We start from the raw sequence: 12,294 nt of genomic DNA on the forward strand, positions 1-12,294 counted from the left end.
CCTCCGCTGCGGTGTCGGTCCCTCGCCCTACCGTCTGCGCTGTGCCCGGTCTCCCTCCCCTCGACGCCGACCAGCAGGCGGTGCTGGCGCTGCCCGACGGCGCCTCCGCGGTCGTGCTCGGGGCACCGGGCACCGGCCGGACCACGACGGCGGTCGCGCTCGTCGCCGACCGCGTGCGCAGCGGGCGGCTCGAGGCGGACCAGGTGCTGGTGCTCGCACCCCGGCGCACGCAGGCCTCGCGCCTCCGCGACCGCCTGCTGCTCGAGGTCGGCCGGCCCGTGTCCGCCCCGCTGGCCCGCACGGCCGCGTCGCTGGCCTTCGACATCGCCCGCCGGGACGCGGCGGCGGACGGCCGGGACGCCCCGGTGCTGCTCTCGGGCGGCGAGCAGGACCGCGTCATCGGCCAGCTGCTCGCGGAGGGCGGGACCGCGTGGCCGGACCGGCTCGGGGAGGAGGCCCGCGGCACCCGCGCCTTCCGCGGCGAGCTGCGCGAGCTCTTCGCCCGGTGCACCGAGCGCGACGTCGAGTGGCCGGAGCTCGCGGCGCTGGGGGAGCAGCGGGGCCGCGACGAGTGGCGCGCCGCCGCCGACTTCTGGCGGGAGTACCTCGAGGTGCTGCCCGCCCTGCAGCCCGACGCCTTCGACTCCGCCGAGCTCGTGGCCCTCGCCACGGCCGCCGTGCTGCAGGGCCGCCCCGGCGAGACGGCCGGTCGCCTCCGGCTGGTGGTGGTCGACGACATGCAGGACCTCGGCGAGTCCGCGGTGGGGCTGCTCGCCGCGCTCGCCGCCCGCGGCTGCGCGATCGTCGCGTTCGGCGACCCGGACGTCGCCGCGGACACCTTCCGCGGCGGCGAGCCCGACCTGCTCGGCCGGTTCGAGCAGCGGTTCGGCATCGAGGCGCCCGCGCGGATCGTGCTGCGCACGGTGCACCGCCACCCCGAGACGGTCCGGCGGTTCGTCACGAAGGTGACGGAGCGCATCGGCACGGCGCTCGCCGGCCCGCAGCGTCTCGCGACCGCGCGGCCGGGCGGGCTGCCCGTGCTGTCCGTGGAGGCCGACGGCCCCGGCGCCCTCGCCGCGCGCGTCGCGCACCTCCTGCGCGACCGGCACCTGGAGCACGACGTGCCGTTCCGCGAGCAGGCGGTCGTCGTGCGGTCCGGCGCGCTGGTGGAGCCGCTCGCGCGCGCCCTCGAGATCGCCGGGGTCCCCGCGATCACGGCGGGCACCGCCGGCGACGCGGGGGAGCGGGCGCCCCGCGCCCTGCTCGGGGTCGTCGCGGTCGCGCTCGGCCTGCAGCCCCTCACGCCCGAGACGGCGGCCGAGCTGGTCACCGGGCCGTTCTGCGGGCTCGACCGGCTCGCGCTCCGGCGCCTCCGGCTCGCGCTCCGCGTCGAGGAGCTCGGCGGCGGCGGCGCCCGCAGCGCCGGCGAGCTGGTGGTCGACGCGCTCACCGCGCCCGCCCGCCTCGCGACCATCGACAGCCCGCACGTGCGCCGCGCCGCCCGGCTCGCGCAGACGATGCAGGAGGTCCGAGAGCTCGACGCCGCCGGCGCGTCGGCCGAGGACCTGCTCTGGCACGTCTGGGACGCGAGCGGCCTCGCGAGCGTCTGGCGCGAGCGGGCGCTCGGTGCCGGTCTCGTCGCCGCCGAGGCGAACCGGGACCTCGACGACGTCGTGGCCCTGTTCGCCGCCGCGGCGCGCGCCGCCGAACGCGGACCGACCGACCCCGCCGCCGGCTTCCTCGCCGCGCAGCTCGAGGCCGACGTCGCGGACGACTCGCTCGCGCCGCGGGGCCTGCGCGACGGCGTGCTCGTCACCACCCCGGTGGGCGTCGCCGGGCAGGAGTTCGACACCGTCGTGCTCGCCGGCCTGCAGGAGGGCGTCTGGCCGAACCTCCGCCCGCGGGGATCGCTGCTCGCCCTCGGCGAGCTCGTCGCCGAGCTCGACGGGCGGGCCGTGCCGGCGACCGCGGTCGACGAGCGGCGCGGCGTGCTGTCCGACGAGCTGCGGCTGTTCGCGCTCGCCGCCTCCCGCGCGCGGTCGGCGCTGCTGCTCGCCGCGGTCGCGAACGACGACGAGGCGCCGAGCGTGCTGTTCGGGCTCGCGGACGGCCCCGCGCCCGACGCCGCGGCCACCGCCCCCAACGCGCTGCGGCCGCTCGTCGGGCTGCTGCGCCGGACGGCCGTCACCGGCGGGGACCGGGAGCGCGCGGACGCCGCCGCCGCCCTCGCCCGGCTCGCCCGCGCCGACGTGCCCGGCGCGGCGCCCGCCTCCTGGTGGGGGCTCGCGACCGTGACGACCGACCAGCCGCTCGTGCCCGACCCCGAGCAGCCCGTGCGCGTCTCGCCGTCGAAGCTCGAGCGGTTCGAGGAGTCGCCGCTCGACTGGTTCCTCGAGCGGGTCGCGGGCGGGGAGCCGATGCTGGCGGGCGCGATCGGCACGATGCTGCACTGGGTGCTCGAGACGGCGCAGACGCCGGACGAGGCCTCGCTGCTCGCCGCGCTCGAGGGCCGCTGGCGCGAGCTCGACTTCGAGGCGGACTGGATCGAGGGGCGCGAGCGCCGCCTGGCCGACCGGATGATCGTGTCGATCTCCCGCTACCTGCGCGACGCGCAGTCGGCGGGCACCGTGCTGCTCGGCGGGGAGACGAAGTTCGAGTTCCCGGTCGGCCGGGCGCTCGCGACCGGCACCATCGACCGCGTCGAGCGCGATCCCGACGGGCGCGTCCGCGTGGTCGACCTGAAGACCGGGTCGACCCGTCCATCGGGCCCCGAGACGGCCCGCCACGCGCAGCTGGGCGTCTACCAGCTCGCCGTCCAGGCCGGGGTCGTCGAGGGCATCGACACCGAGGCGCAGAGCGGCGGCGCGGCCCTGCTGTTCGTGCGGCAGAAGGGCAAGGAGCCCTACGCGCTGCTCGCTCAGCAGGCGCTCGACGACGAGGCGGCGGCGACCTTCCGCTCCCGGCTGGCCGTCGCGGCCGAGGGCATGGCGGCCGCCGAGTTCCCTGGGCCGGTCGAGCCGCAGGTGCGGTTCGGCTCGAGCCCCTACCGCCCGATGCTGCTGCGGGTGCCGGAGGTGTGCGGTGGTTGACGTGCAGGAGGACCGGACGGCCGATGCGGCGCGGACGGCGGACCCGTCGAGGACCGTCTCCGCGCTGGAGATCGCGGAGCGGCTGCGCAAGCCCGCTCCGACCCCGCAGCAACGCGCCATCATCGAGGCGCCGCTCGGCCCTGCGCTCGTGGTCGCGGGCGCCGGCAGCGGCAAGACCGAGACGATGGCGATGCGGGTGCTCTGGCTGCTCGCGAACCGCCGGGTGCACGCCGCGGAGATCCTCGGGCTCACGTTCACGCGCAAGGCCGCGTCCGAGCTGGCCGAGCGCATCCGGGAACGGCTCGCGATGCTCGCCGCCGCGGGGCTCGCGGAGGACTACGACCCCTTCGACCCGCCCGTCGTCTCCACCTACAACGCGTTCGCGAACGGGCTGTACCGCGACCACGCCGTGCGGATCGGCCGCGACTCCGAGGGCGTCGTGCTCGGTGAGGCGTCCGCCTGGCAGCTCGCCCGGCGCATCGTCGTCGAGTCCGACGACCCCGGCCTGGCCGCGCTCGACCTCGGGGTCGACCGCATCACGCAGCTCGTCCTCGACACCGCCAACGGGCTGGGCGAGCACGCGGCCGACCCGGTCGCGGTCGACGCGATGGCTGCGGCGTACGGCGCGGCGATCGAGGCGCTGCCCTGGGGCGGCCGCAGCGCGTACCAGGGCGACGTCGACGAGGCGCTCGTGCCCGCGCGGACGCTCCCGGTCCTGCTGCGGCTCGCGGAGGCGTTCCGTGCCGCCAAGCGCACGATCGGCGCCGTCCAGTACAGCGACCAGGTGTCGCTGGCCCTCGACATCACGGCCGCCGCGCCCGACGTCGTGCAGCTGCTCCGCAGTCGCCACCGCGTCGTGCTGCTCGACGAGTACCAGGACACCTCCGTCGTGCAGACGCGGCTGCTCGCCCGCCTGTTCGCCGGCGGCGCGGTGATGGCGGTCGGCGATCCGCACCAGTCGATCTACGGCTGGCGCGGGGCCTCCGCGGCGAACCTCGACGGCTTCGCGCGCGACTTCGGCGGCGACGCGGAGGTCGCCGTGCACGCGCTGAGCACCAGCTGGCGCAACGGCACCCGCATCCTGGCCGCGGCGAACGCGATCGCGCGGCCGCTGACCGCCGCGTCCCGGGTGCCCGTCGGCACCCTGGACCCGTCGCCGACCGCCTCCGAGCACGAGGTCGACTCGGTGTTCCCCGAGACCCTCGCGGAGGAGGCGGACGCGGTCGCGGCCTGGTTCGCCCGCGCGCTCGAGGCGGCGTCCCGACCGCCGTCGGCGGCGCTCCTCGTACGCGCCCGCCGCACGCTGCCCGAGTTCCTGGCCGCGTTCCGCCGCGCGGGCGTGCCGTACCACGTGCTCGGCGTCGGCGGGCTGCTGCTCGAGCCCGAGGTGATGGACCTCGTCGCCGCGCTCCGCGTCGTGCACGACGCCCAGGCGGGCCCCGAGCTCGTCCGGCTGCTCGCCGGCGGGCGGTGGCGCATCGGCCCCGCGGACCTCGCGGCGCTGCAGCACCTCGCGCGCTGGCTCGAGCGCCACGACCCGGCGGAGCAGCGGCTCGAGCCAGCCGTCGCGGCCGCCTTCGACCGCTCGCTGGCGGAGGGGGAGAGCGCCTCGATCGTCGACGCCCTCGACTTCCTCGCGCGGCGGGGCGGGCACAGCGCGATCGCCGGGTTCAGCGAGGAGGGCCTCGTCCGGCTGCGCGAGGCGGGCGCGCTGTTCCGCGGCCTGCGCACGCGGTCGGGCGGCGACCTGCCCGGCTTCGTGCGGCTCGTGCTCGAGACGCTCGGCCTCGACATCGAGGTGGCCGCGAACGAGCGCCGGCTCGGGCCCGCGCCGCTCGAGGCGTTCGACGAGGCGCTCGCCGGCTACCTCGCGGTGTCCGAGTCCGCGACGCTCGGCGGCTTCCTCGGCTGGCTGCAGACCGCCGAGCAGAAGGAGGACCTGTCGCCACGCAGCGAGCCGCCCGAGGCCGGCACGGTGCAGGTGCTCACGGTCCACGGCTCCAAGGGCCTCGAGTGGGACCTCGTCGCCGTGCCGCGGCTCGTGGCCGACGAGCTGCCGTCGAAGCCGCAGAGCAGCAAGGGCTGGCTGACCGCGGGCGTGCTCCCGTACGCCTTCCGCGGCGACGCCGACGAGCTGCCGGTGCTCGACTGGCGCGCGCTCGAGGACCGGAAGGCGCTGAAGGTCGCGCTGAAGGACTTCAAGGAGGAGGTCAAGGCGATGCTGCTCGCCGAGGAGCGGCGGCTCGCCTACGTCGCCGTGACCCGCGCCCGGCACCGCCTGCTGCTGTCCGGATCGTTCTGGGGCGGCCAGCGCAGCGCCCGGGCCGCGTCGCCGTTCCTGCTCGACGTCGCCGAGGCGGGCGTGGTGCCGCCGCCCCCCGAGGCGTCGGTGCACGAGGAACGGCCGGAGGGCGCCCCGCCGGAGCAGCTGATCTGGCCCGCCGACCCGTTGTCGAACCGCCGTGCCGCCGTGCAGGCGGCGGCGGAGGCGGTGGCGGGCGCCGAGGGCGACGGCGGACGCTGGGCGCGCTCGGTCGAGGTGCTGCTCGCGGAGCGGGCCCGCCGCGCCGCCGGCGGCCGGACGGTCCTGCCCGACCGCATCCCCGCCTCCCGGTTCAAGGACTTCGTCGACGACCTCGACGCGGTCGTCGACGCGGTCCGGCGGCCGATGCCCGAGCGCCCCTTCCGCGCGACGCGGCTCGGCACCGTGTTCCACGCGTGGGTCGAGCGGCGGGCGGGCGTGCCCGCGACCGCGGAGCTGGTCGACGCGGGCCGGTCCGAGCGGGACGACGCGGTGGAGGCGGACGACGACGTGCCCGGGCTCGACGTGCTGCAGCGGACCTTCGAGGCGAGCGAGTGGGGCGGCCTGGAGCCGCTCGAGGTCGAGACCGAGATCCAGGTGCCGTTCGAGGGCCGGATCCTCGTCTGCAAGATCGACGCGGTCTACCGGCGGAACGGCCGCATCGAGATCGTCGACTGGAAGACGGGCCGGCCGCCGTCGTCGAAGGCCGACGCCGACCTGCGGCAGTTCCAGCTCGCGCTCTACCGCTACGCCTACGCGACGCGCGAGGGCATCGACCCCGAGACGATCGACGCGGCGTTCTACTACGTGGCGCACGACCTGGTCGTGCGCCCGCAGCGGGTCTACTCGCCCGAGGAGCTGCGGGAGGCCTGGGCCGCGAGCGGCGCCCGCGACGCGCTCGCCGCGCGCTGACGGCGGGCGTCGAGCATCCGCTCGACCTCGGTGACCGTCAGGGTCGGACCGCGTTCGCCGGCGAGGGTGCCGGCGGTGCCCTCGAGCACCGACGCGAGCAGCGCCTCCAGCATCTGCGCCGCGTCGGCGGCGATGCCCGCGTCGTCCCGGTCGACGCCGTGCAGCAGCCAGCGGGCGATCTCGAGCTCCGCGTAGAGCAGCGCTCGGCGGGCGATGTCGGGATCCGCGTCCCGGCCGCGCACCATCGCGTAGGTGTCGAGCACGGTGCCGGCCGCACCGGTCGCGGGCAGGCCGAGCACCCAGGCGAGGTCGCGGGCGGGGTCCGCGACCTGCAGCCCGGACCAGCCGAGCACGCCGGTCACGCGGTGGTCCGGGTCCTCCTTGGGGCTCACGAGGAGGCTCTCCGCGGCGAGCCCGCCGTGCACCACGCTCGGGCGGAACCGCCAGAGGGCCGGATCGGCCGCGGCGGCCGACCACCGGTTCACGAGCTCGAGCGGCACCTCGCCGGTCGAGTCCGCGCGGCCGATCAGCTCCTCCACCCCGCGCACGCAGTCGGCGGCGGTCGCGACGGGCAGCCCGGCCTCGGCCACGACGCCGGTCGGCAGCTCGTGGATCGCGGCGATCGCGCGGCCGATGGAGGCGGCGAGCGCGCCGTCGGCGGCGACGAGGGCGGGCTGCAGCCGCACGCCCGGCAGGTAGGTGGTGACGACGGCGTGCGGCGAGGGCAGCACGCCGCGCCCGGCCGGCACGGCGAACGGCAGGCGGGCGCGGACGCCGGGGGTCAGGACGCCCAGGACGGCCACCTCGGCGGTGAGCCGGGCGGCCGACGCGGCGTCGACCGGCGCGCGGACCACCAGGTGGTCGCCGTCGCGGTCGGTGAGCAGCGCCGCGTCGTGCTGGCCCTCGCCGCCGCCCGTGAACGTCCGCGTCACGGCGACGTCCAGGCCGGGAACGGCCAGCGTCGCCAGCGCGGCTAGGGTGAAGCGGTGCCTGGCCATGCCGACCAGGCTAGGTCGGGGGGCCTGCTCCGGCTCCGGCGGCATCGGCGTGTCCGCGCCGGAGGAGAGGTGGCGCCGTCATGCCCGAAGGTTTCAGCGACTCCCTGCCGCTGTCCCGCAGCACGCTCGACCGGGACGCGGTCTCGCGCGACAAGCCCGGCATGCTCGAGGACGCCTGGGCCGATCCGGCGTCCCGCGTCGCCGTGCTCTCGGCCGGTCGGGCGCTGCTGACCGCGGACGGCTCGGGCCTCGCGCTCGTGCAGCCCGGCACGCTCCCGCAGCCCGGCCTGCTCCTCTACCTGGGACGCACCACCGAGGCGGGGGACCCGCCCGCCGGCACCGCCGTGCTCGGCGCGGTCTACGACGAGCCGCCGGTCGAGGGCGAGTGGGCGGACCTGCGGCTCGACGGCGCCCGGTTGACGGCGCGGGACGCGGGCCTCTTCGCCGAGCTGCTCGGCCTCGCCAACTGGCACCGCGTCGCCGGCTTCTCGCCGCGCACGGGGGTGCCGACGAAGCCGGGCCGCGGCGGCTGGGTGCGCCACCCCGAGGGCTTCGACCAGGAGTCGAGCGGCGAGCACGTCTTCCCGCGCACCGACTCGGCCGTGATCATGGGCGTCGTCGACGGCCGGGACCGCCTGCTGCTCGCGCGCAACCAGGCGTGGCCCGAGCGGCGCGTGTCCGTGCTCGCCGGGTTCGTGGAGCCGGGGGAGTCGTTCGAGATGGCCGTGCGCCGCGAGGTGCAGGAGGAGGTCGGCGTGGTGGTCGGCGCCTGCGAGTACCTCGGCTCGCAGCCCTGGCCGTTCCCCGCGAGCGTGATGGTCGGCTTCCTCGCCCGGACGGTGGACGACGGCGACGTCGTGCTGCAGCCCGACGGCGAGGAGATCCGCGAGGCCCGCTGGTGGAGCCGCGAGGACCTGCGGCGGGCGGCGGGCACCGAGCTGCTGCTGCCGGGCCGCACCTCCATCGCCCGCGCGATCATCGAGCACTGGTACGGCGGTCGCCTGGAGGGCGACTGGTGATCGACGCCGGACCGACGGGCCTCGCGGTGCCCGATCCGGAGGCGCTGCTCGACGCGCTCGACGAGCAGCAGCGGGCGGCGGCGGAGGCGCTCACCGGCTCGGTCTGCGTGCTCGCGGGCGCCGGCACGGGCAAGACCCGCACGATCACGCACCGCATCGCCTACGGCGTCGCGTCCGGCGTGTACCCGCCGAAGCGCGTCATGGCGCTGACCTTCACCACCCGAGCGGCCGCCGAGCTGCGCGCGCGGCTCGCGTCGCTCGGCGCGCCCGGCATCGCCGCGCGGACCTTCCACTCGGCCGCGCTGGCGCAGCTCAACCACTTCTGGCCGCAGCTCATGGGCTCGCCGGCCCCCTCCCTGCTGGACAGCAAGGCGCGGCTCGTCGCCCGCGCCGCGGAGGGCCTCCGGATGCGGCTCGGCACGGCCGCGCTGAAGGACGCCGCGGCGGAGATCGAGTACCGCAAGACGGCCGCGATGGGCTACGAGCGCTACGCCGCCGTGGCGCTCGACCGGCCGATGCCCGAGGGCCTCGACGTCGACGCGATGGTGACGCTGCAGGAGCGGTACGAGACGATCAAGGACGAGCAGCGGATGCTCGACTTCGAGGACGTGCTGCTCGCCACGACCGGGATGATCGAGTCCGAGCCCGAGGTCGCGAACGAGGTGCGGGAGCAGTACCGCTTCTTCACCGTCGACGAGTACCAGGACGTCTCGCCCGCCCAGCAGCACCTGCTGGAGGCGTGGCTCGGCGACCACACCGACGTGTGCGTCGTCGGCGACGCGAGCCAGACGATCTACTCCTTCGCGGGTGCGCAGAACGAGTACCTGCTGCGCTTCGGCGAGCGGCCGGGCGCCTCCGTGGTGCGCCTCGAGCACAACTACCGGTCGGTCGACGGCGTCGTGAAGGCGGCGAACGCGCTGATGACCGGGCGCCGCGGCGCGCTCACGCTGACCGCGGTGCGCCGCGCCGCCGATCCCCGCGAGCCGGCGCTCGCCGTGCGCGACTACGCGGACGACGCCGACGAGGCCGCGGGCGTCGCGCAGGCGGTCGCCGCCCAGATCGCGGGCGGCACGCCGCCCGCCGACATCGCCGTGCTGGTGCGGATCAACGCGCAGGCGGCCGTGCTCGAGCAGGCGTTCGCGGCCGCCGGCGTCCCGGTCACGACGGGCCGGGCGACCCGCTACTTCGAGCAGCCGATCGTGCGGAAGGCCGTCGAGCTGCTGCGCGCGGCCGTGCTCGCCCGGCTCGAGGAGCCGCTGGTCAAGTCGGTGAGCGACGCCCTCCGCCAGCTCGGCCACACGCACCACGCGCCGCAGGGGCCGGGGGAGCAGCGCACGCGGTGGGAGCTGCTCGACGCGCTCGGCACCCTCGCCGAGCAGGCGCCCGCGGGCACGACGCTGCCCGCCTTCGTCGCCGAGCTCGCGGAGCGCGCAGCGGCGCAGCACGAGCCGCCGGTCGGTGCGGTCTCGGTGCTCACCCTCCACGCCGCGAAGGGCCTCGAGTGGCCCGTCGTGTTCATGGTCGGCGTCTCGGAGGGGCTGCTGCCGATCTCCTACGCGACGACGCAGGCGGAGGTGGAGGAGGAGCGGCGGCTGCTCTACGTCGGGGTCACGCGGGCGAAGGACCGGCTGCGGCTGTCGTGGGCGCGGTCGGCGGCGCCGAGGCCGGGGGAGCGGCGGCCGTCGCGGTTCCTCGCGGAGCTGGGGCCGTCGGTGCAGGTCCGTCCGCCCGTCGGCACGAGCACCGCTCGTGCCAGGGTCGCGGCTCGCGGCTGACCGTCCCGTCGGGAGCGATGCGCAGGGCGGCGCCCTCGAGTCCGGTCGCGCCGGTGTCCCGCAGCGCGTCGAGCGCGTCGGCGATCGAGGCGCACGCGGTCAGGCGGGTCCGGAGGGACGTCGCGGTCCGCGACGGGCCGCGGCGCAGCAGCTGCGCGGCGATCGCCCGACGGGCCGGGTCCTCGAGCCGGTGCTCCTCCGCGCAGCGGAGGCACGGCGTCCGCCCGGGCACGACGTAGGGGCCGACGACCGCGGCCTGGTCGTCGAACACGACGGCGAGGTGCGGCACGTCCTCGGCGAGGTGCCGCACGGTCGCCGCGGGCGGCACGAGGTGGTGCGCGGCGACGAGCACGACGGTCCGGCCGTCGCCCGAGGGCGGCGCGAACCACGGCGTGAGCAGGGCGGCGAGGTCCTGCGGGCCCTCCACGGCCACCGCGAGCGGCCGCGGCTCGGGCGCCCCGTGCAGCAGCACCGGGTCGAGCCGGGCGAGCAGGGCGTCCAGGTCCTCGATGCCCGCCCGGGAGGCCGTCGTCTCGAGCGCACGCCGGTCGGTCCCGAGCGCGAGGGCGTGGATCACGTGCTCCGCACCGGGCGGCACGTCGTCGAGGCGGGCGAGCGCCGGATCATGGCCGAACTGCAGGCTGTCGGGCGTCCGCCAGAGCGGCGGCGCGGCGGGGTCGATGCGGAGCACGCCGGGATGTTGCCGAACCGCCCGCCCTCGTGCGTCGCGCTCTCCACAAGCCGGCGGCAGGCCGGCGACCGCCGCTTCGCGAGCCCGTTCAGGGCTCGCGAAGCGGCACGGCCTCGGAAGCGCTCGCGCTTCCGAGGCCATCAGACGACGGGCGGGTCGTCCTCGTCGGGCGTGCTCGGGGCGTCGCCGCGGAGCATCGCCTCGATCTCGCGGTCGACGTCGTCCTGCGGCGCCTCGGGCGCGGTGAGCCGGGCGACCAGCGCGGCCGGGTCGTCGATGTCGGCCGCGCTCGGCAGCAGGTCCGGGTGCGACCAGAGCGCGTCGCGGCCGGCGGCGCCGAGCGCGTCGGTGACGGTCCGCCACATGGCGGTGGCCTCGCGCAGCCGGCGCGGCCGCAGCTCCAGGCCGACCAGCGTCGCGAAGGCCTGCTCGCCCGGGCCGCCCGTGGCGCGGCGGCGCCGCACGGTCTCGGCGATCGCGCCCGACTTCGGCAGCCGCGCGGTCGCGTCCGCGGTGACGACGTCGACCCAGCCCTCGACGAGGGCGAGCATCGTCTCGAGCCGCGCGAGCGCCGCCTCCTGCGCCGCGCTCTTCGGCGGGATCAGCTCGCCGGAGGAGAACGCCTCCCGCAGCCGCTCGGTGTCGGTGGGGTCGAAGCCCTCCGCGAACCGCTGCACCTGGTCGATGTCGACGCCGAGGTCGCGGGAGAAGTCGCCGATCGTGCTCGTGAGGCCGAGCCGCAGCCAGCGCGCGTGGCGGAACAGGCGCGCGTGCGCCAGCTCGCGCACCGCGAGGTACAGCGCGATCTGCTGCTGGTCGATGTCGAGGCCCTCGCCGAAGGCGGCGAGGTTCTGCGGCAGCAGCGCGGCCTTGCCGTCGGGCAGGAGGGGGACGCCGACGTCGCCGCCGGACACCACGTCCGCCGCGAGACCGCCGACGACCGCGCCGAGCTGCGCGGCGAAGATCGTGCCGCAGACCTGCTTGAGCATGCGGCCCGCGTCGGGCACCCGCGCCGCGAGCTCACCCGCGATCTCGGGCGGGATCTGGTCGGTGAAGACGCTGGTGAGCGACTCCGCGATGCGCTGGGCGACCGGCTCGGCGAGCTGCACCCAGAACGGCATGGTCGCCCGGATCCACTGCGTGCGGGTCAGGGCGCCGGGCGCCTCCGCGAGCGTGTCGAACACCGTCGACTCGTCGAGCCACAGCCCGGCTACGGAGAACGCCTGCTGCACCTCCGTCAGCTGCTGGTCGGTGGCGGACAGCGAGCCCGCGCCCGCCGCGGCGATCGCCTGGTCCGTGGCGATCGACCAGTCGATGCGCCCGTCCGGGTTCTGCATCGCCTGGCGCAGCTGCGCCATCAGCTGCTCGAGGCCCGCGGCGCCGCCGGGCAGCCCCATCGCCTTCGCGAGCGCCGCGGTGTCGGGGGCGCCGCCGCCCGCCATCATCCGGCGCAGCATCTCCTGCAGGTCCGGTTCGGCCGCGTCGTCGGGCTCATCCGCCATGCGTTT

Annotated in this window: 6 protein-coding genes; 4 read left to right on the forward strand and 2 right to left on the reverse strand. The window is 76.9% G+C overall.

Annotated features, from left to right (window positions below):
* The first annotated feature begins 41 nt into the window (after positions 1–41).
* Complete coding sequence (locus ABEA53_RS02010) at positions 42–3,089, forward strand: PD-(D/E)XK nuclease family protein (protein ID WP_345479250.1); 3,048 nt, start codon at positions 42–44, stop codon at positions 3,087–3,089.
* Positions 3,082–6,303 carry an ATP-dependent helicase gene (locus ABEA53_RS02015; RefSeq protein WP_345479251.1) on the forward strand — a complete coding sequence of 1,074 codons (3,222 nt, stop codon included), beginning with the start codon at positions 3,082–3,084 and terminating at the stop codon, positions 6,301–6,303. The genes ABEA53_RS02010 and ABEA53_RS02015 overlap by 8 nt, the downstream gene beginning before the upstream one ends.
* On the opposite strand, the gene ABEA53_RS02020 is transcribed toward ABEA53_RS02015, so the two are convergent.
* On the reverse strand, positions 6,234–7,301 hold the full coding sequence (locus ABEA53_RS02020) for a phosphotransferase (RefSeq protein WP_345479252.1): 1,068 nt from the start codon (positions 7,299–7,301) through the stop codon (positions 6,234–6,236). The genes ABEA53_RS02015 and ABEA53_RS02020 overlap by 70 nt on opposite strands.
* A gap of 80 nt (positions 7,302–7,381) precedes the next feature.
* Here ABEA53_RS02020 and nudC point away from each other — a divergent pair, with 80 nt between their 5' ends.
* Positions 7,382–8,320 (forward strand): NAD(+) diphosphatase, encoded by a 939-nt coding sequence (gene nudC, locus ABEA53_RS02025; protein ID WP_345479253.1) that lies wholly within the window; start codon positions 7,382–7,384, stop codon positions 8,318–8,320.
* Positions 8,317–10,095, forward strand: a complete 1,779-nt coding sequence (locus ABEA53_RS02030) for an ATP-dependent helicase (protein ID WP_345479254.1) — start codon at positions 8,317–8,319, stop codon at positions 10,093–10,095. Before nudC ends, ABEA53_RS02030 begins: the two co-directional genes overlap by 4 nt.
* Before the next feature lie 831 nt (positions 10,096–10,926).
* On the opposite strand, the gene ABEA53_RS02035 is transcribed toward ABEA53_RS02030, so the two are convergent.
* Positions 10,927–12,288, reverse strand: coding sequence for a zinc-dependent metalloprotease (locus tag ABEA53_RS02035; RefSeq protein WP_345479255.1), 1,362 nt, complete (start codon positions 12,286–12,288; stop codon positions 10,927–10,929).
* Positions 12,289–12,294 lie beyond the last annotated feature (6 nt).

Origin of the sequence: Amnibacterium soli, assembly GCF_039544415.1 — a bacterium.
Lineage (GTDB): Bacteria > Actinomycetota > Actinomycetes > Actinomycetales > Microbacteriaceae > Amnibacterium > Amnibacterium soli.